20 protein-coding genes are annotated in these 25,057 nt (G+C 45.2%); 13 read left to right on the top strand and 7 right to left on the bottom strand.

Annotation, left to right across the window (positions count from 1 at the left end; all coding sequences use genetic code 11):
• Positions 1-4 precede the first annotated feature (4 nt).
• Entirely contained in the window at positions 5-1,315 is a 1,311-nt protein-coding gene (locus tag PNUC_RS05390) for an amidase (protein ID WP_011902873.1), read from the bottom strand.
• Between the two features lie 69 nt (positions 1,316-1,384).
• Between PNUC_RS05390 and PNUC_RS05385 the strand changes: the two genes are divergently transcribed.
• The 4 genes from PNUC_RS05385 to PNUC_RS05370 all read left to right on the top strand — a co-directional run bounded on the left by PNUC_RS05385 (position 1,385) and on the right by PNUC_RS05370 (position 5,077).
• Positions 1,385-2,047 carry a SprT family zinc-dependent metalloprotease gene (locus PNUC_RS05385; protein ID WP_011902872.1) on the top strand — a complete coding sequence of 221 codons (663 nt, stop codon included), beginning with the start codon at positions 1,385-1,387 and terminating at the stop codon, positions 2,045-2,047.
• Between the two features lie 120 nt (positions 2,048-2,167).
• A complete protein-coding gene (locus PNUC_RS05380; RefSeq protein ID WP_011902871.1) occupies positions 2,168-2,965 on the top strand; it encodes a hypothetical protein in 798 nt (265 codons plus the stop codon).
• 111 nt (positions 2,966-3,076) lie between these two features.
• A complete protein-coding gene (locus PNUC_RS05375; RefSeq protein ID WP_011902870.1) occupies positions 3,077-3,841 on the top strand; it encodes a hypothetical protein in 765 nt (254 codons plus the stop codon).
• A 144-nt stretch (positions 3,842-3,985) separates the two neighbouring features.
• Positions 3,986-5,077 carry a tartrate dehydrogenase gene (locus PNUC_RS05370; RefSeq protein WP_048812253.1) on the top strand — a complete coding sequence of 364 codons (1,092 nt, stop codon included), beginning with the start codon at positions 3,986-3,988 and terminating at the stop codon, positions 5,075-5,077.
• Between the two features lie 13 nt (positions 5,078-5,090).
• Here the strand turns inward: PNUC_RS05370 and dnaQ are convergent, their stop codons facing one another.
• From dnaQ to PNUC_RS05345, 5 genes are all read right to left on the bottom strand, one after another.
• Positions 5,091-5,801 carry a DNA polymerase III subunit epsilon gene (gene dnaQ / locus PNUC_RS05365; protein WP_011902868.1) on the bottom strand — a complete coding sequence of 237 codons (711 nt, stop codon included), beginning with the start codon at positions 5,799-5,801 and terminating at the stop codon, positions 5,091-5,093.
• Positions 5,801-8,899 (bottom strand): efflux RND transporter permease subunit, encoded by a 3,099-nt coding sequence (locus PNUC_RS05360; RefSeq protein ID WP_011902867.1) that lies wholly within the window; start codon positions 8,897-8,899, stop codon positions 5,801-5,803. The genes dnaQ and PNUC_RS05360 overlap by 1 nt, the downstream gene beginning before the upstream one ends.
• Positions 8,896-10,209 (bottom strand): efflux RND transporter periplasmic adaptor subunit, encoded by a 1,314-nt coding sequence (locus tag PNUC_RS05355; RefSeq protein ID WP_011902866.1) that lies wholly within the window; start codon positions 10,207-10,209, stop codon positions 8,896-8,898. The genes PNUC_RS05360 and PNUC_RS05355 overlap by 4 nt, the downstream gene beginning before the upstream one ends.
• 110 nt (positions 10,210-10,319) lie before the next feature.
• Positions 10,320-10,784 (bottom strand): ribonuclease HI, encoded by a 465-nt coding sequence (gene rnhA, locus PNUC_RS05350; protein ID WP_011902865.1) that lies wholly within the window; start codon positions 10,782-10,784, stop codon positions 10,320-10,322.
• Positions 10,785-10,793: 9 nt separating this feature from the next.
• Positions 10,794-11,612 (bottom strand): class I SAM-dependent methyltransferase, encoded by an 819-nt coding sequence (locus tag PNUC_RS05345; RefSeq protein WP_011902864.1) that lies wholly within the window; start codon positions 11,610-11,612, stop codon positions 10,794-10,796.
• A gap of 6 nt (positions 11,613-11,618) precedes the next feature.
• On the opposite strand from PNUC_RS05345, the gene gloB reads away from it, so the two are divergent.
• From gloB to PNUC_RS05310, 7 genes are all read left to right on the top strand, one after another.
• The gene (gene gloB / locus PNUC_RS05340) at positions 11,619-12,428 is read left to right on the top strand and encodes a hydroxyacylglutathione hydrolase (RefSeq protein ID WP_011902863.1); all 810 of its coding nucleotides are present in this window, start codon (positions 11,619-11,621) and stop codon (positions 12,426-12,428) included.
• Entirely contained in the window at positions 12,428-13,861 is a 1,434-nt protein-coding gene (locus PNUC_RS05335; protein WP_011902862.1) for a transglycosylase SLT domain-containing protein, read from the top strand. Before gloB ends, PNUC_RS05335 begins: the two co-directional genes overlap by 1 nt.
• Positions 13,862-13,895: 34 nt before the next feature.
• A complete protein-coding gene (locus tag PNUC_RS05330) occupies positions 13,896-15,779 on the top strand; it encodes a propionate--CoA ligase (protein ID WP_011902861.1) in 1,884 nt (627 codons plus the stop codon).
• 273 nt (positions 15,780-16,052) lie between these two features.
• Positions 16,053-17,237 (top strand): glutamine-hydrolyzing carbamoyl-phosphate synthase small subunit, encoded by a 1,185-nt coding sequence (gene carA, locus PNUC_RS05325; protein WP_048812252.1) that lies wholly within the window; start codon positions 16,053-16,055, stop codon positions 17,235-17,237.
• A complete protein-coding gene (gene carB / locus PNUC_RS05320) occupies positions 17,237-20,500 on the top strand; it encodes a carbamoyl-phosphate synthase large subunit (RefSeq protein WP_011902859.1) in 3,264 nt (1,087 codons plus the stop codon). The genes carA and carB overlap by 1 nt, the downstream gene beginning before the upstream one ends.
• Before the next feature lie 58 nt (positions 20,501-20,558).
• The gene (gene greA, locus PNUC_RS05315; RefSeq protein ID WP_011902858.1) at positions 20,559-21,035 is read left to right on the top strand and encodes a transcription elongation factor GreA; all 477 of its coding nucleotides are present in this window, start codon (positions 20,559-20,561) and stop codon (positions 21,033-21,035) included.
• Positions 21,035-21,517, top strand: a complete 483-nt coding sequence (locus PNUC_RS05310) for a DUF4149 domain-containing protein (RefSeq protein ID WP_011902857.1) — start codon at positions 21,035-21,037, stop codon at positions 21,515-21,517. Before greA ends, PNUC_RS05310 begins: the two co-directional genes overlap by 1 nt.
• Before the next feature lie 68 nt (positions 21,518-21,585).
• Here the strand turns inward: PNUC_RS05310 and PNUC_RS05305 are convergent, their stop codons facing one another.
• Positions 21,586-22,212 (bottom strand): YhbY family RNA-binding protein, encoded by a 627-nt coding sequence (locus PNUC_RS05305; RefSeq protein WP_011902856.1) that lies wholly within the window; start codon positions 22,210-22,212, stop codon positions 21,586-21,588.
• Between the two features lie 127 nt (positions 22,213-22,339).
• Here PNUC_RS05305 and PNUC_RS05300 point away from each other — a divergent pair, with 127 nt between their 5' ends.
• Positions 22,340-23,014 (top strand): RlmE family RNA methyltransferase, encoded by a 675-nt coding sequence (locus PNUC_RS05300; RefSeq protein ID WP_011902855.1) that lies wholly within the window; start codon positions 22,340-22,342, stop codon positions 23,012-23,014.
• 158 nt (positions 23,015-23,172) lie between these two features.
• The gene (ftsH, locus tag PNUC_RS05295; protein ID WP_048812095.1) at positions 23,173-25,050 is read left to right on the top strand and encodes an ATP-dependent zinc metalloprotease FtsH; all 1,878 of its coding nucleotides are present in this window, start codon (positions 23,173-23,175) and stop codon (positions 25,048-25,050) included.
• Positions 25,051-25,057 lie beyond the last annotated feature (7 nt).

The raw sequence follows: 25,057 nt of genomic DNA, 5'->3' as shown, positions 1-25,057 counted from the left end.
TGAGTTACGCCTGCTCCCGTAATACGGGATCAGGCAGCGCTTTTGCAAAAGCCTTAGCAACACTGAGTAAAAAGTGATCTTTGCCTGGACCCGCAATGAGTTGAACGCCTACCGGCAGACCATTGGGTCCAGTTGTTATTGTGAGATTGATGCAAGGCAATCCAAGCAGGGTCCAGCCTCTACAAAATATCGGATCACCGGTACCATCTTTTATTAACGGCGCCTCGCCAATAGCACTAGGCGCAATAATGATGTCAACTTCCTCGGTAAAGACTGATTTAATCGTCGCTACCGCCTCTTGGGAGAAATGCAAATCCTTGGAGTACTGTTCGTAGGAAATTTGATCGCCAGCTTGAATTTGTTTAATCAAAAGGGGGCTCAGTTTCTTTGAAAAGTGATCCATTTCAAAAGCGAGGCTACGTGACATTTCGGAAAGCATGATGCGAGTTTGAACTGCTCGAATATCTTTCAGTGACGATGGGAGGCTGAGGTCACTAACAACCCCTTTGGCTATGGCTTCCGCAGTAAAACGTGCAAGTGCTAAAGCACCCATTGTCTCTTTACTTGCAAACTCAGAATCAAATGTTTTGCATAACGCAATACGGGGTTTTATGTGGAGATCTTCCACCTTTGCCATCGCTAGATCATCACTCATTGCCGCAACCCCAAGCGCAACATCGTCGATGCTTCTGCCAAAACAACCCAGGGTATCGAAAGAGGGCGCTAGACTCTTGACGCCTGCCACACTAATTTTTCCAAATGATGGCTTAAATCCCACTACGCCACAAAACGATGCCGGGCGAATAATGGAACCTGCCGTTTGACTTCCGGTTGCGAGTGGAACCATAAAATCAGCAACCGCTGCTGCTGAGCCGCTAGAGGATCCTCCGGGGGTACGTTCCTCATCATGGGGGTTACGTGTGAGCCCACTTTTGAAGGAGGCGAACTCAGTTGTGACAGTTTTACCCAAAATAATGCCGCCAGCACGCCTCATCAGCGCTACTGAGACGGCATCTGTACTTGGATAGTGCTTCGCGTAAATTGGGGAGCCATAGGCGGTTGGTAAGTCGTAAGTATCAAAAAGATCCTTCACTCCGATGGGTAAACCATGCAGAATTCCTTTAACAGGGCCCTTATCTAGCGTTTTGGCACGACTTAAGGCGTTTTCCTTATCCAGGCTTACCCAGGCCTTCAAAATACTCTCTTTTTGGCCAATTCGGTCAAGGCAGGAGAGCAATAGGTCGCTAGATTTAATTTCCCTGCGTGATAGGGCTTTTGCCGCTTGGGATGCGCTCAGGCTTTCTAGATCTTTCATCCATCCATTCTACTTATGGTGGCGTATGATCGCAATTTACCGTTTTAAATCACTCTAAATTACAAAAACATGACGCAACATTCTGTACGAGAAGCTTGGCTCGAAGACGCTGTAAGACACCTTGAGCCTGTATTTTCTAAAGCGGGCTATGCCATTCCGCCGGTGAGAGTCTCCTGTGGCTTTCCAGCCTCAAGTAGCCCAAGAACCACGCTTGGCCAATGTTGGCCGCGAGAGCGTTCAGGAGGTGGTGTAAATGAGATCTTTATCTCACCTAAAATCGACGACCCCGTTCAGTTGTTAGACACCTTGGTACACGAGTTATGTCACGCGGTTGATGATTGTTTTAGCGGTCACGGTGAGGACTTTAAGGGGATTGCTCAGACAGTTGGATTAGAGGGTCCAGCAAGAATGGCGCATGCAACAGAAGAGCTGACAGTTAGACTCATGATGATTAGTCAAGAGTTGGGACCTTATCCTCATCAAGCCATCGTGTTTCCACCTCCAAGACCTAGCAACGCCAGTAGAAGTAAGGCGAAGTGCGGACAGTGCGGCTATGAAGTGACTTTGCTCAAAAAGTGGGCCAGTTACGGCGCACCGATTTGCCCCAAAGATAACATCCGCATGTTAGAAGATATTCCTGAAACTATTAAGAACACAACTGAGCACGACAGTGAATCAGTAGGTAAGGGCGCGAAAGCGCCTCCCGATGAGATTCGAAGAGCGATTAGTTAACCGGAATTTAATAAATTCCTTTTTAGTGCGGTATTTAGGGTAAACACTAATCTGCATAAGTGGTTAAACGAATCGGTTATAGTTTTATCAGAACTATTAAATACTTTTTTGGAAACTCTCATGCATCTCATTAAAACTTTATTCTGTGCAGTGCTACTCATTAGTGCGAATACATTTGCCGCAGATATCAATATCCCTTCGAGCAAAGACGGCTCTTTTTTAGTTGCTCAAAATACTATTCGAGATGATATTCGTGCTAGGGAGTCTTCTGCGCGTTCAGGCGATGCACGCAATAAGAATGCCAATGAGGGTAGTGCAGATCCAAAATCAAAAACCCTACTTGGAAAAACGGGGCTTACCCAATGTCAGGGTGAGTTTGCTTTATGCGCAGCTTCAACATGCACACCCACTGGTAAGAAGATTAAAGTAAACGAAGATGGTGGTAAAACAAGCAGATTATATGAAGAAGCCTCTTGTACATGCCCGATCATAGACAAGAAAATTGCCGAAGCTAACGGTGTTGATTTAGTTGGCTTAGCTGCAGTTAACGAAGGCAATATGAAAGGCTCATGCGATCGTCCTGGCCCAGGCAAGATTTGGTCTTATTTTGCTTCCGGTATTACTGTCTATCCACAAGAAAGTGCTACACCTCCTTTTGCACCTCGTACCGCCGTTCCGCAAACTTGCGCCGCTGGAAGTGTTGGTACCAATTGCTGGAATTTTGAGTGCACGGTAGATAAGCCTCAGCCAGGCAGCCCAAGAACTGCCACCTGCTTCTGCCCAATAGGTGAAAGTTACATAGGTCATAAAGCAAGCCCTAAAGATGCACTAGAAACGATGGCTGGTGGATACTACCCTTCTCCTACCCAGGCTTGTAGTCAATTACCAGTTAGCGGCCCAATTCCTGCTAATCTCTAAAACGCAAAAACCACCCAAATACCCGGGTGGTTTTTTTTTCGCAAGCTTAAAAAATTCATCGAAATTAATAGTACCTGTAAAAAATTTCCTTAACTTAAAAAATAAATTCCAATGAAATTAATCCGAATTCTTTTGCTATCGTTGCTGGCATTTAGTAGCCATATTTATGCGGCTGATGTAAAAGACCGTGATGCTTCTAGGGCAGATGTTCATAATGATGGCGGCGCTAATGTTAATGATGTAGCTACAGATACACCAAAGCATCAGAAGCCAGAACCAGCTCGAAATTCTGGCATTCAACAATGTAAGGGGGAGTTTGCCCTATGTGCCTCATCTACCTGTAAACCCACAGGCAGGATGATTAAAGTCAATATCGCTGATGGTAAATCCACAAAAGAGTATCCAGAAGTTATTTGCAAGTGCCCAATCATTACCGCAGAAATTGCTAATGCTAATGGTGCAGATCTTTCTGGTATCGCTGGAGTAAATCAAGGAAATATGAAGGGCTCTTGTGCGGTACCAAGCCCTGACAAAATTTGGTCTCTCTTTGCTCCTCTAACAAACTACCCACAAGAAAGTGCAACTCCGCCTTTTGTTAAAGGAGACAGTCAGAATACATTTAAACAGGCCGTCTGTTCTTCCGGTGTTGGTTCTAATTGCTGGAGCTTCTTGTGTACTCGTGATAAAGCGTTAACCAATGGAACAAGAACAGCTACGTGCGCATGCCCTGCAGGGGAAAATCCTTTTGGCGCGCCTACACAAAATAGCCAATTTTTGATTGGTGCTGGCTCACAATATACAGCCGCGCAAGGTGGTCAGCAGGCTGCATGCTCTCAATATCCTGTGAGCGTTCCAAACATCGCTGATTACAAGTAGGTTTAGGTATTAACTTGTTTTGATGTATCAGCGTTGAAGGGGAGTGCCGTTTGCTAGTTTATGTAAAAAACCTCGCTTAAGCGTGAGGTTTTTTGCTCTAAAATGGGCATCATTATTCAAATTAAAAAATACGGAGACCAGTTAATGAATGCAAAAAAAATCTTTAAAAATCCGAAAATAGCGGTTATCGCTGGTGATGGTATCGGCAAGGAAGTGATGCCTGAGGGCGTTCGCGCTCTTGAGGCGGCTAATCGCAAGTTTAATATTGGCATGCAATTTGACCACTTTGATTTTGCAAGTTGTGATTACTATCTCAAGCACGGCAAGATGATGCCGGATGATTGGTTCGATACCCTAATGAAATACGACGCCATCTTCTTTGGCGCCGTTGGCATGCCAGACATTCTTCCTGACCACGTGTCTTTGTGGGGAAGCTTAATTCAATTCCGCCGTGGTTTTGATCAGTATGTGAATTTACGTCCTGTTCGCCTTTTGCCTGGTGTTCCTTGTCCATTGGCGAATCGCAAGCCTGGCGATATTGATTTCTTCGTGGTTCGTGAAAATACTGAAGGTGAGTATTCCAGTGTTGGTGGAAAAATGTTCCCCGATACTGATCGTGAATTTGTCATACAAGAATCCATCTTTACAAGACAGGGCGTTGATCGCATCCTGAAATACGCTTTCGACCTTGCTCAAAGCAGACCCAAGAAACATTTGACTTCAGCGACCAAGTCTAATGGTATTGCAATCACCATGCCTTATTGGGATGAGCGTGTAGAAGCCATGTCAAAGAATTTTGCCGATGTGCGTACTGATAAATACCACATTGATATCCTGGCTGCGCACTTTGTAATGAATCCAGACCGTTTCGACGTGGTAGTTGCCAGCAATCTTTTTGGCGACATCCTGTCTGACTTAGGACCAGCATGTACCGGAACAATCGCGGTTGCACCATCGGGAAGTATTAATCCTGAAGGGAAGTTCCCGTCACTCTTCGAGCCGGTTCATGGTTCAGCCCCAGATATTTACGGAAAAATGATTGCCAATCCAATCGGTCAAATCTGGAGTGGAGCAATGATGCTGGATCACCTAGGCTATCCAGAGGCTGGTCAAGCTATTTTCTCGGCAATTGAAAAAGTACTCGCATCTGGAGCAGGTCATGCACCTTTAACTCCTGACTTGGGTGGTACAGCAAAGACTGACGACCTAGGTAAAGCTATCGCCGCAGCCATCTAAAGCAGAATTCATTTTAATTGGCTATGTTCAAAGGACTCCATACGGGGTCCTTTTTACTTGCCTTTGCGATTTCGGCCAAAATCTTTTCGTGTAATTGGCAGTCATCATCACTTGCTGCCAAGACTCTTAAATCAGTCGGCAGCTCCTTCATATGACCAGATGAATCGGCGCCAACGGTGTAATCAATGAGATCGATTGAAAGATCTTCTTGACCTCTCGTCATCGCAATATAAACTTCAGCTAGCAGTTGGGCATCTAGCAAAGCGCCGTGCAATGTCCGGTGTTTATTACTAATCGAGAAGCGTTCGCACAAAGCATCAAGTGAATTTCGCTTACCCGGAAACATTTGACGGGCATCCAATAGGGTATCGATAACCTTGGATGCAAGACCTCTAAATGGAGGGCGCTTCAATAAGGCAAACTCATTATCTAAAAATCCCAAGTCGAAGGCTGCGTTATGAATAACGATTTCAGCACCATCAACAAACTCAATTAATTGCTCTGCAATGTTTCCAAATACGGGCTTATCAGATAGAAACTCACGAGATAAGCCGTGTACAGCAAAAGCACCCGCATCAATATCCCGTTCTGGATTGATGTAGTAATGGAAGGTGCGATCAGTCAGGCGACGATCAATCACTTCCACACAACCAATTTCAATCACGCGATCACCTGTCGCGGGATTTAGACCGGTAGTTTCAGTATCGAGGATAACTTGACGCATTAGGTACCCTCAAGAACGGACTCAGGAATATCCATAGGACCATTGCCAGCGTATTTATCAAGATAGAGGTAAATCACTGGAGTAATAATCAAGGTTACAAATTGAGAGAAGATTAAACCGCCGGCGACACTAATGCCTAATGGTTGGCGCAATTCAGCGCCGGCGCCTAGGCCAAAAGCAATTGGAAGTGCGCCCATGAGCGCTGCAACGGTTGTCATCATGATTGGGCGGAAACGCAAGATACAGGCTTCTCTAATGGCTTTCTCTGGTGCCATACCTTGGTTACGTTGTGCATCTAAAGCAAAGTCAATCATCAAAATAGCATTTTTCTTGACGATGCCAATTAAGAGTAGGATGCCGATTGAAGCCACAATAGTTAGCTCAAAACCAAATATACGCAGAGCCAAGATCGCACCAATCGCCGCAGAGGGTAGGCCGGCCAAAATAGTGAGCGGATGAATGTAGCTCTCATAGAGTACACCAAGCAAAATATAAATCACGCCTAGTGCTGAAAGGATCAAAATTAGCTGCCCAGATTGGTTGCTCTTAAATACGGCTGCGTCACCACCATAGCTAGTAATGATGGAGGGTGGTAGACCAATTTCTTTGGTGTAGGCCTCAATTTTTTTGGTTGCATCACCTAAAAATACATCTGGCGCTAGATTGAAGGAAAGCGTCACCGCAGGGATTTGGCCTTGGTGATTAACCGCTGTAGGCCCTACCGTCCGAACAAAGCTAGCTACGCTCGATAAAGGAATGAGCTTATCGGTTGCGCGACCACGAACAAAGACTTTATTGAGATCGGTTTCGTACTGCCGATCTTCTTCGGCGCCCTCAAGAATAACGTAGTAAGTATTGACGGGAGTGTAGATGGTAGAAACTTGTCTCTCACCAAAAGTCGAATACAGGGCGGTGCGGATATCAGCAATGCTGACGCCAGCACTAGCGGCTTTTTCACGATCGATATCGATTTTGACATTCAATCCCTTCAATTGAGAATCACTTGTCACGTCGCGGAAGATGGGGTCAGTCTTCATCTTTTGCATTAACTTATCTGCCCATTCATTGACACCTTCAAAACCAACGCTTTGTAATGTGAATTGATAGCGACTTTTACTGTTCTTACCCCCAAGCTGTAAGTTTTGTACGGGCCTCATATAAACCTGTAGGCCCGGGATTTCTTTAAACTTATTGCGAAGACCTTCCATCACTTTGGACATCTTTTGGCGATCGCTTTTAGGCTTCAAAATGATGAATATCCGACCGGTGTTGTAACCAGAGCTGGCGCCACCTCCAATCACGGAGATCGAGCTATCCACATTGGGATCGGTATTAACTAAAGCGGCTGCTTGATCTTGAAGGGCCAGCATTGCCTTAAATGAAATATCTTCCGAAGCTTCTGTGGTTGCTTGAATCTGGCCAATATCCTCTTCCGGGAAAAATCCCTTAGGACTGTTTACAAATAACACCACCGTGATAACAAAGGTAGACAAAGCACCCCAGAGAACTACTTTACGATTCTTTAAGGCAAGATCAAGATAGTGAATATAGGTCTTGAGCATCCAATCAAATATGCGGTCAAACTTTTTGTTGATTGCATATTCTTTGGGGTGTTGTCCTGGTTTAGGCAAAAAACGACTGCAAAGCATTGGAACAACAGTCAGTGACACTACTGCTGATACCAATATTGAAAGTGAAACTACGACCGCGAATTCCCTAAAGAGTAAACCGATTGGGCCCGCCATAAAGAACAGTGGAATAAAGACTGCTACCAATGAAATGGAAATTGAAATGATCGTAAAGCCAACTTCTTTACTACCCTTTAAGGAGGCCTTAAGCGGATCCATGCCTTCTTCAACATAGCGCATGATGTTTTCAAGCACCACAATCGCATCATCAACTACTAGGCCAACCGCCAAGGTAATGCCTAAGAGGGAGATGTTATCCAGGCTATATCCCAGGAAGTACAGTAAGAAAAAAGCGCCAATTAAAGAAATAGGCAGGCTAATAGAGGGAATAACTGTTGCGGAGACATGTTTAAGAAAAAGGAAGATGACTAACACCACCAATAGAACGGTGAGGGCTAAAGTCAGGTTCACGTCATGTATCGCCTCAATAATCGACAGTGATCGATCATTCAAAAGCTGTAGCTTTACTGACTCTGGCATCTGTTTTTGGAGTTGTGGCAGTAATTCTTTTACGGAGTTAACAACTTCAACAGTGTTGGCGCTTGGTTGACGTAATACAGCGATGGCAATAGAGCGCTCGCCGTTTGAACTTGCTAAAGTTTTAACATCCTCGTAACTTTCGACAACCTCGGCCACATCTTTGAGGTAAATCGGTAAGCCATTTTTCTGACTAATGATGAGATTGGCAAATTCTTCTGGTTGAACCATTTGCGGGTTAGCGTAAATGGTGATGGCTTGACGAGGACCATCTAAAACTCCAACAGGGCTATTGGAATTAGCCTTATTAATAGCTGTAGCTACGTCGTCAACCGTGAGATTGCGATTGGCCAATGCATCAGGATGAACCCGTACGCGAACTGCATAGCGTTTTGCGCCGTAGACCAATACCTGAGCAACACCACTAATAGTGGATAGATTGGGTGAGAGTAAATTTTCTGCATATTGGTTGAGGTCCGACAAACTAATTGAAGGAGAACTCATCCGGACCACTAGCACCGGTGTATCAGCAGGGTTAATTTTGCGATAAGAGGGGGGCACCGTCATCTCGATCGGCAAACGCTTTTGCGCGCGCAATAGAGCGGCCTGTACGTCTACTGCAGCTTTATCAATATCCCGGTCATTATTAAATTCCAGGGTAATGCTAGTGCTTCCCAAAGAATTGGTTGAACTAATGACTGTGATGCCGTCAATAGTCGAGAATTCTTTTTCTAGCGGTAATGCAACTGACGCCGCCATATTTTCAGGTGAAGCACCTGGCAAGGAAGCGCTAACTGAAATAACTGGTGTATTAAAGCTGGGCAATGCCGCAACAGGAATCTTGACATAAGCTACAGCGCCGGCAATGACGGTTGCTATTGAGAGCAACACCGTCATTACGGGGCGCCGAATACATAATTCGGAGAGCGTCATTTCTTATCGGGACTAGAAGGGGTTATTGGTGCGGGAACATTAGGGTCGGGTGGTGCCGCCTTCGCTTCACGGATCTTGCTTCCTGGACGCAAGTTTTGCTTGCCTTCGACTACAACTCTATCGCCAGCCTCAATACCAGTTACTACTGATGAGCCTTGGTATTCATAAACCACATTAACTGGCTTAGAAACGGCTTTACCATCTTTATCAATAACGTAGACTAATTTTCCGCGGGGATTAATTACCACCGCTTGAGATGGTATTGATAGGGCGTCTTTGAGCGTATTCGCCACCAAAGATACTCGTGCAAATTGACCTGGAAGTAGCGTCATTGCATCATTCGGAATTTGTGCTTTTACACGGACAGCCGCAATAGATGGATCAACTTGGTTGTCAACAACAATGACTTTTCCCTCGTAGGTTTTTTTACCACTATCTCCAACGGTAACTTTTACATTCATCGCCTCGCCATCAAGCTGGTTTTCTAAAATGACGGGGATGTCTTTTTCTGGAATAACGAACTGAACATTAATAGGATTTAATTGCGTAATCGTTACCATTGATCCAACGCTTGAGGTAGCAGTTGAATTAGTTGAAGTTGACACAACGTTACTTGCTTGAACCAGTGAACCCGGAAACACATTGACGATACCAGCCCGACCATCAATAGGCGAGCGAATGTAATCAAATGAAAGTTGCACTTCTGCCGAGCGGGCTGCTGCTTGAGCTGACTTGGCATTAGCTAAGGTCGTCTCAAGACCTGCTTTAGAGATGAAGTTTTTAGCCACCAACTCTTTTGCTCTTAGGTATTGTTTTTGGGCGTCATCAGCCAAAGCCTTTAATTTCTCGTAATTGGCTTTATCGTTGCGATCATCGAGCGTAAACAGCAAGTCTCCGGCTTTGACTTCTTGGCCATCTTTTACTTCGATCTTCGCAACCGTATTCGTTACCATTGGGCGGATATCCACAATGTTGTTAGAAACGATGGTTCCTGCAGCTTCGATAATGAGGGGAACATCTTGCTTTTCTACTACGACGGATGTCACCGTGACTGGGCCGCCTGCTTTATCAGATGCGGGGAAAAGGTAGTCATAAGTTTTTGAGCCCGCATAAATAACTATTAGTACAAGCAAAATGCGCCATTTAAATTGCACTACAAATGCTTTTGCAGTGGCGTAGTCTATTTGTTTGAGTTGATTTAAGCGGGGCGAATATTGTTGCCACAGCGCACACAAGCGAACTTTGGCAACATCTTTTAGCTGCACCAACTTGGTTACCGCTTTATCGAGAGAAGCTTCTATTTTTGACACAGTCTCGTTTTCTAGGTTTTTTAAGGTTTAAATGGTGTTTCTGGCTTTTTTAGAGCTCGTACATTCTCTCATAAGACCTTAAAATAAGCCTTGAGCTAATGCCTCCCTGGTTAAGGTAAAAACTCTTCCACACCTTTATTTGCCAGCGCGTCGGCAAGTTCATTTCCTGGGTGACCATTGTGACCCCGTACCCAATGCCATGAAATATCGTGGTCTGGAAGTAGGGTATCTAACTCTTGCCATAAATCGGCATTTTTAACGGGATCTTTGCTAGCTGTTTTCCAACCCCGTTTTTTCCAACCTTCAAGCCACTCTGTCACCCCCTTTTGAACATATTGAGAATCAGTCCAGAGCTCTACTGAGCTGCGCTGCTTAAGGGCTTTGAGAGCAAAAATAACCGCACATATTTCCATGCGGTTATTAGTAGTGAGCTTTTCACCCCCATGAATATGTTTTTCATGGCTCCCGGAACGCAATACAGCGCCCCAGCCACCAGGACCAGGGTTACCTTTACAGGCCCCATCTGTATAAATAATGATGTGAGGGTGACTCGAAGGGTGTTTTGAATGGGGCATACCTAGAATTTACTTTGTTTGAGGCTTTTTTAGAGGACCGGCTAGCTTGCTTCGGTCTACGGCAGGAGCTAATTGTTGAATGGCTGGCGCACGAATGGATTGAGCAGGCCCTATAAGACGCATTCCTTGATGACGCTTAATTGCAGAAACTAAGAATACAGCACCAAAAATGGGCCACCAGCGATTCCCCATTTTTTCCAGGAAGTCCATGCGCCCCATGGCGGAGTGCCCTTGGAGGGGAAATTTATAACACCCGAAATGACCCCGATCTAATGAGTAATTGAGTAATTGCAGCCAATCTTTAACTCGAATTAAGCTGATGAATTGGCCATCTCTTGGTAAGTAAGGAGAGCCAATTAAGCGACTCAGGTATTGCCTTGCACCCCAAAGACTGGCTGGATTAAAACCAGAAATTACCAGGCGACCCTCAGGACGTAATACTCGGTCCACTTCGCGTAGGATTTGATGGGGGTCTGCCGCAAACTCCAAAACATGGGGGAGAACAATCAAATCGATTGTTTCATTGGCAAAAGGAAGTTCAGCGCTATCTCCTTCAATCACATGCCAATTAAATCGGGCAGCGTATTCACGACTATCGTGAGAATGCACGATTAGGGCCTGCAAAGGCATGCGATTTTCTTCAAGGGCATTGATTTGAGGTAGCCCAATTTGAACGGCATGAAAGCCAAATACATCGGCCACAATTTGATCAAAACAGTTCTTTTCCCACCCTAGAACGTATCTTCCTGGTGGGGATTGCAGCCATTTCTCCCATGAGCTCCATGGGGGTGCAGGTGTCTGAGAGGGGATGGGTGGGGTTGGTATCATCGGTCTATGGATAAGAATACTTTATTGCAAGTTTGGCCTATCCCGGCCTTTGATGACAATTACATTTGGTGCATTCACAACGGGAAATCTGCTTTGGTGGTCGATCCGGGTGATGCTGTACCGGTTTTAGAGTACCTCAAACAGTCTGGTTTACGTTTAACTGGCATCTTAATCACACATCACCATGCTGACCATACCGGTGGAATTCTGGCCTTGCTGGACGCTTTGGGCAAAGATATTCCCGTCATTGGTCCTGCTGGTAGCAATATTCCAGGGCGTACGCAGATTGCGAAGGCCGATGACAAAATAGAAATCACTTCACCGCGAATATCACTTCAAGTCTATGAAGTGCCAGGTCATACATTAAGTCATATTGCCTATTTTGCAAATATGCAGGCCAATGTTGTGGAGCCTATGCTGTTTTGTGGTGATACCTTGTTTGCTTCTGGTTGTGGGCGGTTATTTGAGGGTACACCAACACAGATGACCCAATCCTTGGCGAAGTTTGCTTCCTTACCAAAAAATACTTTGGTGTATTGCACTCATGAATACACGCTATCGAATATACGATTTGCTCTTGCTGTTGAGCCCAATAATGTGAATTTGATTTCATGGGATGAGCAGGCGAGGGCATTGCGTGATCAAGGCTTACCAACATTACCGACCACTGTTGGGCAAGAACTTCAAGTCAATCCATTTATGCGTTGTGATCAAGCAGAAGTCATTGCAGCTGCTAAGGAGATTTCAAATCATGCAGATTTATCTACTCCAGCCCATGTTTTGGCAGTGATACGCGCCTGGAAAGATCGATTCTGATGCGTTTGATGTATGCGGTGATCCTGATTGCCGCCTTCTTATCGGGTTGTGCTAGCACCGACTGGTCTTCGGATACACCCACTAAGGCAAACTCACGCTCCTCAAGAGCTGCTCGGGTAAATTTAAAGAATCAATCCGTCAGTAAGGTGTATGCACCATCTGATAACTTATGGATACGTATACGTGATGGCTTTGAAATGGAGCCGATGAACACGCCTCAAGAGCTTGATCAAGTTCGTTGGTTAAGCGCAAGGCCAGATTATGTGAATCGGTCGATGACCAGATCTTCACGCTATCTTTTTTACATCGTGCAGGAAGTCAATGCCCGAAACATGCCAACAGAAATTGCTTTACTACCGTTTGTAGAAAGTGCATTTGTTACAAGCGCAAAGTCTAGTGCTAAGGCGGTGGGGTTATGGCAATTTATGCCGGCTACTGGAAAGGATTTCAAGCTGACGCAAAATGTTTTTCGAGATGAACGAAGGGATATTGTCCAATCCACCGATGCTGCATTGGATTATTTACAGCGCTTAAATAATCAATTTGGTAGCTGGGAGCTTGCCCTAGCAGCGTATAACTGGGGCGCCGGCAATATTCTTAAGGCACAAAAGCGCAATATTGCTGCTGGATTGCCAACGGATTATGAGAGTCTGACTTTGCCCAATGAAACGCGCAACTATGTTCCAAAGTTGATGGCGTATCGGCAAATTGTTTTGGATCCAAAAGCATATGGAATTACGCTTCCTGAATTAGAAAACCATCCTTACTTTATTGCTGTAGATGTTGGTAGTGATATAGACGTATCTCTAGCAATTAAGTTAGCAGAGATTCCACCTGAAGAATTTCAAAGCTTAAATCCATCATTCAATAAGCCGGTTATTCTAAGTAATGCAAATCAACAAATATTGTTGCCGTTTGCTCACGCAGAAATATTTCAAGATAACCTCAAGAAATACAATAAACCCTTGTCATCTTGGACTGCGGTTCAAGTAAGTAAAACAGAAAGTGTTGATCAAACTGCTAAGAGTTTAGGTGTAGATGCTGATACCCTTCGAGAGGTCAATGCCATTCCAAAAGGGATGCGCATCAAAGCAGGCTCAACAGTATTGATCCCAAAAACGAGCCGTAGACCAGGCGATGTATCTTCAGCGTTGGCTGAGAGCGCAAGTCTTAGTCTAGAAAAACCGCCTCCACCTGTACCTAAGTGCCCTAAGCCAGTCAAAGGGGCAAAAAACACAAAAGCGGCCAAATGCGCGCCCGTAAAAGCTTCCAAAAATACTGTGTCGACCGCTTCTAAGGGTAATTCTTCTGCAAATAATGCTGCATCTCAGCATAAATCCGCATCGACAGGGCTTGCAAAATCTGCGAAAAATGCTAGTTCGGCTACTTCAAGCAGCAAAACCAGCAGTAAGGGAGGTAGCAAAAGCCAGTAATTTCAGAAACTTTTAATTAAAAATTAGGTTAACCATGTCCTATAAAGCAACTCACGAACGTTCAATTAAAGACCCGGATGGATTCTGGGGTGAACAGGCAAAATTGATTCATTGGGAAAAGCCTTTTGAGAAAGTTCTGAATTACGATAGCCCGCCATTTGCTAAATGGTTTGAAGGTGGCCTCACCAATCTTTGTTACAACGCAGTCGACCGCCATTACAAAGAGCGTCCAGATCAAATTGCCTTAGTTGCCGTATCTACTGAGACTAATCAAGAAAAAGCTTATACATTCAAAGAGCTCTACGAAGAAGTCAATCGTATGGCTGCTATTTACAAAGCAAATGGCATCCAAAAAGGCGATCGCGTACTGATATACATGCCAATGATTGCTGAAGCTTGCTTTGCCATGCTTGCTTGTGCCCGCATTGGTGCTATTCATTCAGTGGTGTTTGGTGGGTTTGCATCACATAGCCTTGCATCACGCATTGATGATGCCAAGCCAAAAATGATCGTTACAGCTGAAGCTGGAGCGCGTGGCGGTAAAGCAGTTCCTTATAAGCCCCTGCTCGATGAAGCGATTACCCTGGCTGAATACAAACCAGAAAAAGTATTAATTGTGAATCGTGGCCTCACTGAATTTACAGCAGTTGCCGGTCGTGATTTGGATTACGCTACAGAGCGCCAAAAACATCTCAACGACATTGTTCCGGTTGAGTGGGTGGACGCGACACATCCTTCTTATATTTTGTATACCTCTGGCACTACTGGTAAGCCAAAGGGTGTTCAACGTGATACTGGCGGATACGCAGTAGCGCTCATGTCTACGATGAACCACATTTTCTGTGGCAAGCCTGGTGAAACCATGTTTACTACTTCGGATATTGGCTGGGTAGTTGGACACAGCTACATTATTTACGGTCCTCTGCTCAATGGTATGGCCACCATCATGTATGAGGGAACACCGCTACGTCCTGATGCCGGTATTTGGTGGGAGCTCGTTGCTAAATACAATGTTTCAGTTATGTTCTCAGCGCCAACTGCCGTACGTGTATTGAAAAAGCAAGATCCTGCTTTCTTGACTAAACATGACCTTTCATCACTGCGCGCATTGTTTTTAGCAGGCGAGCCTTTGGATGAACCTACTGCGAGTTGGATTCATGATGCGATTAAGAAGCCAATCGTGGACAATTATTGGCAGACAGAAACAGGTTGGCCTATGTTAGCCATTCAGCGCGGCGTTGAGGTAATGCCCCATAAGTTTGGATCACCTGGTGTCCCCTCATTTGGTTACAACATGAAATTGCTTGATGATGCAACTTCTGCTGAGTTGGGTCCCGATCAAAAAGGCGTGATTGCTATAGAAGGTCCTTTACCTCCGGGCTGCATGCAAACGGTTTGGGGTGATGACAAGCGTTTTATTAGCACCTACTGGGAAACCATTCCAGGCAAATTGATTTACTCCACATTTGACTGGGGGATTAAAGATAAAGACGGTTACTTCTTCATCTTAGGTCGTACTGATGATGTAATTAACGTGGCAGGTCATCGTTTAGGAACGCGTGAGATTGAGGAAAGCATTTCTAGTCACCCAAATATTTCTGAGGTTGCTGTGGTTGGTATTGAGGACAAACTCAAAGGCCAAGCTGCCATTGCTTTTGTTATTCCAAAGGATTCTGCAAAAACAGAAAACCTGGAGGCTGAGTGCATGAAAACAGTGGATTCTCAATTAGGCGCCATCGCCCGCCCGGGTCGCGTGTATGTTGTCAATGCATTGCCTAAGACCCGTTCTGGCAAGATTGTTCGTCGCGCGCTTCAGGCGGTTGCGGAAGGTCGTGACCCTGGCGATATCAGCACAATGGAAGACCAAGCTGTTTTGAGCCAAATTAAAACCATCATTGAGCAAAGCGCAAAAGCATAAAACGGCGATAGGGCGTATATAGGCTACACATGCCATCTTTTTTGAGAATTGCCACTCATAGCCAGTGCTGTGGGTGGACTTCTCACTTTAAAGGCTAATTGGCTAAGGGTTCAAGGGCTTGCGGACCAAAACTGGTATCATTGGAAGGTTCGAAACTTAATAAATACCCTAGCGCTTAAAGACACTCACCTCCCGCATAAACAAGCCTCGGGTTAGTATTTTTGGGGGTTTTGAGCGTCGGATGGAGCAGGGACTGGAGATGGTTTGTCACCCTTGCTTCCTTCTTTTCCTTTTGCCGTGTTGGCCTTAGCCGACGGCTCTATATTTCACGGATTTAGTATTGGCGCCCCTGGCGAAACTACCGGTGAAGTCGTTTTCAATACCGCACTTACAGGCTATCAAGAGATCATTACTGATCCTAGCTATTGTAGTCAAATAGTCACATTGACTTACCCTCACATCGGAAATGTCGGTGTAAATGCCCAGGATGCTGAGTCAGACCGGATTCATGCTGCAGGGCTTGTTATTAAAGACTTGCCCAAGCGGGTTTCCAATTTCCGCTCTGAAGCTCCATTAGATGCTTATTTGACTGAAGCTGGTGTCGTCGGTATTGCGGGTATAGATACTCGCAAGTTAACTAGAATCCTTCGTGATAAGGGCGCGCAGTCCGGCGCGATCGTTGCTGGAAAAGCGGGTGATGATTACGAAACCTTAGGTAAAAAAGCCTTAGAGCTAGTAAAGGCATTCCCGGGAATGGCGGGCCTCGATTTAGCTAAGGTAGTTACAACCAAAAAACCATATGAGTGGCGTGAGGGCGAGTGGGACTTACATGGTCCAAATGGAACCCCCGCTTATAGAACTTTAGATACAAGCAAGCCGACTTATAAAGTGGTTGCCTATGATTTTGGCGTTAAGCGCAATATTTTACGTATGCTCACAGAGCGCGGCTGTGAATTAACTGTAGTTCCAGCACAAACTAGCGCAGCTGAAGTTCTTGCCATGCAGCCTGATGGCGTATTTTTATCAAACGGCCCCGGAGATCCAGAGCCATGTGATTACGCAATTGCTGCTGCAAAAGAAATCATTGAAGCTGGTGTCCCCACCTTTGGGATTTGTTTAGGCCATCAAATTATGGGTCTTGCTGCAGGCGCAAAAACATTAAAGATGAAGTTTGGTCACCATGGTGCAAACCATCCTGTAAAAGATTTGGATACGGGGCGTGTAGCTATCACTTCACAAAATCACGGTTTTGCTGTTGATGCAAGTACATTGCCGGCAAACGTACGAGTAACGCATGTTTCCTTATTTGATGGTTCTTTACAAGGCCTAGCTTGGAAAGACAAGCCTGCTATCTGTTTCCAGGGTCACCCTGAGGCCTCGCCTGGACCTCACGACGTTTCCTATTTATTTGATCGTTTTATGGAGCTAATGAATGCTGCCAAGAAGGAGGGCAAATAATGCCTAAGCGTAGCGACATTAAGAGCATTTTGATTATTGGTGCTGGTCCAATTGTGATTGGCCAAGCCTGTGAGTTTGACTACTCTGGCGCGCAAGCATGTAAAGCATTGCGCGATGAAGGTTATAAAGTGATTTTGGTGAACAGCAATCCTGCAACCATTATGACTGACCCAGAGATGGCCGACGTGACATACATCGAGCCCATTACCTGGGAAGTAGTTGAGCGCATTATTGCCGCCGAAAAGCCTGATGCAATATTGCCTACGATGGGTGGACAAACTGCATTAAATTGTGCGCTTGATCTACATCGCCATGGTGTTTTAGAGAAATATGGTTGTGAGTTAATTGGCGCTTCACCAGAGGCAATTGATAAAGCTGAAGACCGCCAAAAGTTTAAAAATGCCATGACTAAGATTGGTCTGGGCTCTGCTAAGTCGGGAATAGCGCACTCGATGGATGAGGCGCATGAGGTCCAACAACACATTCAGCAAGAAACCGGTAGTTCTGGCTTTCCGGTAGTAATTCGTCCTTCTTTCACAATGGGTGGATCAGGTGGCGGTATTGCTTATAACCGTGAAGAGTTTGAAGAGATTTGCAAGCGGGGCCTCGATTTATCCCCTACACGCGAACTGTTAATTGAAGAATCACTCTTAGGTTGGAAAGAGTTTGAGATGGAAGTGGTGCGTGATCGTAACGATAACTGCATCATTGTTTGCTCTATTGAAAACTTAGATCCAATGGGCGTTCATACCGGTGATTCGATTACAGTAGCACCAGCACAGACCTTAACGGATAAAGAGTATCAAATCATGCGTAATGCATCGATTGCAGTGCTACGTGAGATCGGCGTTGATACTGGTGGCTCTAACGTTCAGTTCTCGATTAATCCAGTCGATGGTCGCATGATTGTGATTGAGATGAATCCCCGCGTATCCCGCTCATCTGCTTTGGCCTCTAAAGCGACTGGGTTCCCAATCGCCAAAATTGCTGCAAAGCTTGCAGTGGGCTATACGCTTGATGAATTGAAGAATGACATCACTGGTGGGGCAACGCCTGCTTCTTTTGAGCCTTCAATAGATTATGTTGTTACCAAGATTCCACGTTTTGCTTTTGAAAAATTCCCGCAAGCTGACTCTCGTTTGACCACTCAAATGAAGTCTGTTGGTGAAGTGATGGCGATAGGCCGCACCTTCCAAGAGTCATTCCAAAAAGCATTACGCGGTCTGGAGGTTGGTGTTGATGGCCTAGATGAAGTGTCTACCGATCTAGATGACATCATCCAAGAGATTAACGAACCAGGCCCTGACCGCATTTGGTATCTAGCAGATGCTTTCCGCATGGGTATGGGATTGGACGAAATTTATAGTGAGACAAAGGTTGATCCTTGGTTCCTCGAGCAAATCGAAGAACTCATCACGATTGAAACTGAACTCAAACAACGCAAGATTGATAGTCTTTCCGCTCCCGAACTGCGCGCTGTAAAGCAAAAAGGGTTCTCTGATCGTCGGCTTGCTAAATTACTTGGCGTAGATGCTTCTTCAGTACGTGCAGCACGTCATCGCTTAAAAGTTGTGCCTGTATACAAACGTGTTGATACCTGTGCTGCAGAATTCTCTACTAATACTGCTTACATGTACTCAACATATGAAGCAGAGCACGGTGAGTGCGAGTCTCGCCCAACAAATAAAGACAAGATTATGGTTTTGGGCGGAGGTCCGAATCGTATTGGTCAGGGTATTGAGTTTGACTATTGCTGCGTGCACGCTGCCCTAGCAATGCGCGATGATGGTTATGAAACCATTATGGTCAACTGCAATCCAGAAACAGTTTCCACCGATTACGACACATCTGATCGCTTGTACTTTGAGCCGTTAACCTTAGAAGATGTTTTGGAAATCGTTGCTAAAGAAAAGCCAAAAGGTGTAATCGTTCAGTATGGTGGTCAAACACCTTTGAAATTGGCCTTAGATTTGGAGCGTAATGGTGTTCCCATTATCGGCACATCTCCCGACATGATTGACGCTGCAGAAGATCGCGAGCGCTTCCAGAAGTTACTGCAAGATTTGGGCTTACGTCAGCCACCTAATCGTACTGCGCGTACAGAGGAAGAGGCTTTAAAACTTGCTGAAGAGATTGGCTATCCCTTGGTAGTGCGTCCATCTTATGTATTGGGCGGACGAGCCATGGAAATTGTCCACGATGGACGTGACCTTGAGCGCTATATGCGTGAAGCTGTGAAGGTATCCCATGATTCACCTGTTTTGCTTGATCGCTTCCTCAACGATGCAATTGAGTGTGATGTAGATTGCATTAGCGATGGTACTAAAGTATTTATTGGCGGTGTGATGGAACATATCGAGCAAGCTGGTGTTCACTCTGGTGACTCTGCCTGTTCTTTGCCACCTTATTCATTATCTGATGCGACTGTAGAAGAAATTAAACGCCAAACAGCAGCGATGGCCAAAGGCCTCCATGTGATTGGTTTGATGAATGTACAGTTCGCTATCCAGAATGTAGATGGTCAAGATGTCATTTATGTATTAGAGGTCAATCCACGAGCTTCACGTACCGTACCATTTGTATCTAAAGCTACTGGCCTGCAGTTAGCAAAAATTGCTGCTCGTTGCATGGTTGGTCAAACACTTGAACAGCAGGGCATTCAGGCTGAAGTAAAGCCGCCATACTTCTCAGTTAAAGAGGCTGTATTTCCATTCAATAAGTTTCCTGGCATCGATCCAATTCTTGGGCCAGAAATGCGCTCGACAGGTGAGGTCATGGGTGTTGGTAAAACCTTTGGTGAGGCGCTATTTAAATCTCAATTGGGCGCAGGCATTAAATTGCCCAAGAGTGGTACCGTTCTACTCACTGTAAAAGATAGCGACAAACCTAAGGCAGTCGAAGTGGCTAAGCTCTTGCATCAACTGGGTTTCCCAATGGTTGCCACCAAAGGAACCGCAGCGGCGATAGAAGCAGCTGGTTTACCAGTGAAGTTGGTAAATAAGGTGAAGGATGGCCGTCCTCACATTGTTGATTTTATTAAGAATGGCGAAATATCCTTGGTATTCACAACGGTGGATGAAACTCGTACAGCTATTGCTGACTCAAGATCTATTCGCACCTCAGCTCAAGCAAATGGCGTGACTTATTACACGACCATTAGCGCTGCTCGTGCGGTGATGGATGGTTTGCTGGCCTCTCAAAATGGCAGCAAAGAGTCTCTCGAGGTTTATTCCTTGCAAAACTTACATAGGACGCTCATTTAATCTAAAATCAAGCTTTATACGCGCGATTTTGCGCATGAATTTAAGTTAGGTAAGCAGTATGAGCACAATTCCTATTACTAAACGCGGTGCAGAACTTCTTAAGGAAGAATTGCACCGCCTTAAGCACATTGAACGTCCAGCAGTCATTATTGCTATTTCTGAAGCCCGCGCACAGGGCGATCTTTCTGAAAATGCAGAGTACGATGCTGCAAAAGAAAAGCAGGGCTTTATTGAAGGCCGCATTCAAGAATTGGAAAGCAAACTTTCTGCCGCTCAAGTGATCGATCCAGCTAGCTTAGATGTTACAGGTCTAGTTGTCTTTGGCGCCACCGTAGATCTAGAGGATCTAGAAGACGGTACCAAGCTTACCTATCAAATCGTTGGTGATGATGAGGCAGATATTGCTTTAAATAAAATATCTATTAGCTCACCGATCGCTCGTGCTTTAATTAGCAAAGAAGAGGGTGATGTAGTTGCTGTACATGCTCCTGCTGGTAATCGCGAGGTTGAAATTTTGGCGGTACGTTATATCTAATGCGAATTACGCAATCCCAGAGAATTTTTAACGTAATTTCTGGGCTTTGGGTCGGGAGCTTTTTTGCTGTTGGTTTCTTAGTTGTTCCAATTCTGTTTTCAAGTTTGGGCGATCGTCAAATTGCTGGCCTAGTAGCCGCAAATCTTTTCAAAATAACGGCCTATATAGGTGTCTGCCTTAGTGCCATTCTGATGGTGGCTGCTAATTTTTATGTGCGAACAGGACTTGATTCTTATCGGATGATTCGGTGGATTCTATTAGGAATGCTGATCTGCTCCATAGGGGCAGCCTTTATTTTGATTCCCAGGATGAATATCTTGCGTGATCAAGCTTTGTATCTAGGCGTATCTGTCACTGAAACCAACAATGCAGATTTCTTTAAAAGATTGCACGGTATTTCTAGCGCTCTTTTTCTGCTCCAAAGTGCGCTAGGCATAGTTTTACTATGGAGAACTACCAAAACAATAAATACGAATATCTAGCTATTAAATCATTTCATTGATACGAAAAAACGCCGTTATACGGCGTTTTTTATTTACTAAGGTGCTACTTAAGACCCAAGTGATTTTTTCTTGGTGCTGCTCATTCTCACTTTGCGTTTTTTGATGGGAGCAGGGGCAGCAACTGCTTTACGGTAGCCAGGCGAAGACCAACCAATTTTAGATTCTGCAGCTTCAGAGCGCAGCACACGCTTTTTAGGGGTGGCAGATTTCACAGCTGCAGCCCGCGCGAATGGTGACTTATTAGAAGCTGAACGACGGTCAGATCTTTCTGAAGTACTAGTGCGAACACCTGCTTTAGTTGGTGCACGATTTGGTTGACGTTTAGTGCGCGGCGCTTGTAATGATTTCTTAGTTTGCTTGTTAGATCTACCTAAGTTTGAAAGTGCATCATCAACGATATCTTTCGGCTTCCAAAGAACGAGTAACTTACCGATGTGTTGAACTGGCGCTGCATTGAGTTTGTCGCAAAGCTCTTCATAGATTGCAATGCGTGCTTCGCGATCATCACCAAACACGCGAATCTTTATCAATCCATGATGATTGATTGCTAATTTGGCTTCTTTCACTACGGCAGGAGTTAAGCCATCGCCGCCAATCATGACGACCGGACTTAAGTCGTGGGCGTCAGCTTTGAGGGATTTACGTTGTGTAGGGGTAATGGTAAGTGCAGTCATGGCCTTGATGATAGAGCATTGATGGTAAAAAATTGCCCTTTTAACCCGATTTTGCAGTGATTTAACACAATTCCTTTTGCTTTAGAGGCTAGAAACTAGGAAAATAGACAGCGAAAGTGGGTATGTTTTGGCAAAGAATAAATTTAATAAAAGTTGGTTGCAGGATCATTTAACCGATCCCTACGTGAAGATGGCTCAAAAAGAGGGCTATCGCGCTAGAGCGGTTTACAAGCTCAGCGAAATTGACGAGCAAGATCATCTCATCAAAGCCGGTATGACTATTGTGGATTTGGGGAGCGCTCCTGGGAGCTGGTCTCAGTACGTCCGCAATCGGCTTACTGAACTAGGCAAAAGCAATCCAAAAATAGAATCTGGTAAACCAGACGGTCAGATTATTGCTATTGATATTCTGCCAATGGAAGATATTGCTGATGTCAGCTTTATTCAAGGTGACTTTAGAGAAGAAGAGGGTTTGGCTGCCTTAGAGGCACTTTTGCCAAAGAGCGCTGAAGGTAAGGTTGACTTGGTGCTATCAGATATGGCGCCCAACCTCTCTGGAGTTGGCGTTGCAGATTCTGCCAGAATGGCATTTTTGGCAGAAATTGCCTTAGACTTTGCTACAGCCCACTTAAAGCCGGAGGGCGCCTTGCTAATAAAGTGCTTTAACGGTAGTGGGTACAGCCAAATCGTGGAATCCTTTAAAAAGGTCTTCAAAACGGTTGCATCTCGTAAGCCAAAGGCATCAAGAGCAAAGTCCTCGGAGATCTTCCTTTTGGGAAAAAATCTCAAACCTCCAAAATAAGTATTCGAATAGAGATTAAAAGGACTCAATAACCCCCGAAATAGAGGGGGTTTATTAAATAAAGATGCGATTAGCCCTTGAAAAAGGCTAGTAGTAGAATCAAATACTTAGGTAGCAATCCGCTTTAACTCCTGGATTAATCCAGAAAAGGACTCAATTTGAACAGCAATATGTTCCAAAAAATCGGTGTGTGGCTCATTGTGGGCTTAGTGCTTTTTACTGTGTTTAAACAGTTCGACAAGCCTAAGGATCAGAATCAGGTCACCTATTCCCAATTCATGGATGATGCAAAAGCGGGCAAAGTTAAGCGTGTAGATGTGCAAGGTCGCACATTGCAAGTAACTCCTGCAGATGGAAATAAATATTCCATCATCTCTCCTGGTGATATCCGGATGGTTGGTGACCTCATGAAGTATGGAGTTCAAGTAACTGGCAAGGCCGATGATGAGCCTAATATGCTGGTGTCTGCTTTGTACTATCTTGGGCCAACTTTATTGATTATTGGTTTTTGGTTTTTCATGATGCGTCAAATGCAGGGTGGCGGTAAGGGCGGTGCATTCTCTTTCGGCAAATCCAAAGCGCGTCTGATTGATGAAAACAGTAATACAGTTACCTTTGCAGATGTTGCCGGTTGCGACGAGGCCAAGGAAGAGGTCTTCGAGTTGGTGGACTTCTTAAAGGATCCGCAAAAATTTCAAAAGCTAGGCGGGCGTATACCGCACGGCGTTCTTTTGGTTGGCCCTCCAGGTACTGGTAAAACCTTGCTTGCAAAGGCAATTGCTGGCGAAGCTAAAGTCCCTTTCTTCTCTATCTCCGGCTCAGATTTCGTAGAGATGTTTGTTGGTGTTGGTGCATCTCGTGTTCGCGATATGTTCGAAAACGCCAAAAAGAATTCTCCTTGCATCATCTTCATTGATGAGATTGATGCTGTAGGTCGTCATCGTGGCGCTGGTATGGGCGGCGGTAATGATGAGCGTGAGCAAACACTCAACCAAATGCTCGTTGAGATGGATGGTTTTGAAAGTAACAGCGGTGTGATTGTTGTTGCCGCCACCAATAGATCTGATGTATTGGATAAAGCGTTGCTAAGACCAGGTCGTTTTGACCGTCAGGTGCACGTTGGCTTACCTGATATCCGCGGTCGCGAACAAATTTTGCAAGTTCATATGCGTAAGGTACCGATTGATCCAGATGTGAATGCGGCAGTGTTAGCCCGTGGCACACCTGGCTTCTCAGGCGCTGATTTGGCTAACTTGGTTAACGAATCCGCTTTATTTGCTGCACGTCGTAATAAGCGTTCGGTTGATATGAAGGATTTTGAAGACGCAAAAGACAAGATTTACATGGGGCCTGAGCGCAAATCTGCTGTGATGCGTGAAGAAGAGCGTCGTAATACCGCATATCATGAATCTGGTCATGCTGTAGTTGCAAAAGTATTGCCTAAAGCAGATCCCGTGCATAAGGTCACTATCATGCCTCGTGGTATGGCATTGGGCGTTACTTGGCAGTTACCGGAGTTTGACCGTGTGAACTTATATAAAGATCGCATGTTGGAAGAGTTGGCGATTTTATTTGGTGGCCGTGCCGCTGAAGAAGTTTTCTTGCACTCAATGAGTACAGGTGCATCGAATGACTTCGAGCGAGCTACTAAAATGGCGCGCGATATGGTGACTCGATACGGTATGAGCGATAGTCTCGGCACGATGGTTTATGTCGACACTGAATCCGAAAGTATTTTTGGCCGCACGAATTCTAAAACTGTTTCTGAGTTAACTCAACAAAAGGTAGATGCAGAAATTCGGATGCTGATTGATAGTCAATATGCTTTAGCACGATCCATCCTTGAGCAAAACCGAGATAAAGTCGAGGCAATGGTTGCCGCTTTGCTCGAATGGGAAACCATAGATGCCGAGCAAATCAACGACATCATGGAAGGCCGTCCTCCGCGCACCCCTAAGCCGCCACCTGCTACTCAGTTTGGAAATTCTGCTGGAACTCCAGGGCCTGCTGCCGGCAGCGCCCCAGCAACTGCATAAGCTGTCC

The organism is Polynucleobacter asymbioticus QLW-P1DMWA-1 (genome assembly GCF_000016345.1).
Classification (GTDB): Bacteria; Pseudomonadota; Gammaproteobacteria; order Burkholderiales; family Burkholderiaceae; genus Polynucleobacter; species Polynucleobacter asymbioticus.
This window is presented reverse-complemented; position numbering and strand designations above follow the sequence as displayed.

What these genes read in the sequence shown, in the direction of transcription:
- PNUC_RS05390 (WP_011902873.1), bottom strand. Translation starts at nt 1,315, where the DNA reads ATGAAAGATCTAGAAAGCCTGAGCGCATCCCAAGCGGCAAAAGCCCTA.
- PNUC_RS05385 (WP_011902872.1), top strand. Translation starts at nt 1,385, where the DNA reads ATGACGCAACATTCTGTACGAGAAGCTTGGCTCGAAGACGCTGTAAGA.
- PNUC_RS05380 (WP_011902871.1), top strand. Translation starts at nt 2,168, where the DNA reads ATGCATCTCATTAAAACTTTATTCTGTGCAGTGCTACTCATTAGTGCG.
- PNUC_RS05375 (WP_011902870.1), top strand. Translation starts at nt 3,077, where the DNA reads ATGAAATTAATCCGAATTCTTTTGCTATCGTTGCTGGCATTTAGTAGC.
- PNUC_RS05370 (WP_048812253.1), top strand. Translation starts at nt 3,986, where the DNA reads ATGAATGCAAAAAAAATCTTTAAAAATCCGAAAATAGCGGTTATCGCT.
- dnaQ (WP_011902868.1), bottom strand. Translation starts at nt 5,801, where the DNA reads ATGCGTCAAGTTATCCTCGATACTGAAACTACCGGTCTAAATCCCGCG.
- PNUC_RS05360 (WP_011902867.1), bottom strand. Translation starts at nt 8,899, where the DNA reads ATGACGCTCTCCGAATTATGTATTCGGCGCCCCGTAATGACGGTGTTG.
- rnhA (WP_011902865.1), bottom strand. Translation starts at nt 10,784, where the DNA reads ATGCCCCATTCAAAACACCCTTCGAGTCACCCTCACATCATTATTTAT.
- PNUC_RS05345 (WP_011902864.1), bottom strand. Translation starts at nt 11,612, where the DNA reads ATGATACCAACCCCACCCATCCCCTCTCAGACACCTGCACCCCCATGG.
- gloB (WP_011902863.1), top strand. Translation starts at nt 11,619, where the DNA reads ATGGATAAGAATACTTTATTGCAAGTTTGGCCTATCCCGGCCTTTGAT.
- PNUC_RS05335 (WP_011902862.1), top strand. Translation starts at nt 12,428, where the DNA reads ATGCGTTTGATGTATGCGGTGATCCTGATTGCCGCCTTCTTATCGGGT.
- PNUC_RS05330 (WP_011902861.1), top strand. Translation starts at nt 13,896, where the DNA reads ATGTCCTATAAAGCAACTCACGAACGTTCAATTAAAGACCCGGATGGA.
- carB (WP_011902859.1), top strand. Translation starts at nt 17,237, where the DNA reads ATGCCTAAGCGTAGCGACATTAAGAGCATTTTGATTATTGGTGCTGGT.
- greA (WP_011902858.1), top strand. Translation starts at nt 20,559, where the DNA reads ATGAGCACAATTCCTATTACTAAACGCGGTGCAGAACTTCTTAAGGAA.
- PNUC_RS05310 (WP_011902857.1), top strand. Translation starts at nt 21,035, where the DNA reads ATGCGAATTACGCAATCCCAGAGAATTTTTAACGTAATTTCTGGGCTT.
- PNUC_RS05305 (WP_011902856.1), bottom strand. Translation starts at nt 22,212, where the DNA reads ATGACTGCACTTACCATTACCCCTACACAACGTAAATCCCTCAAAGCT.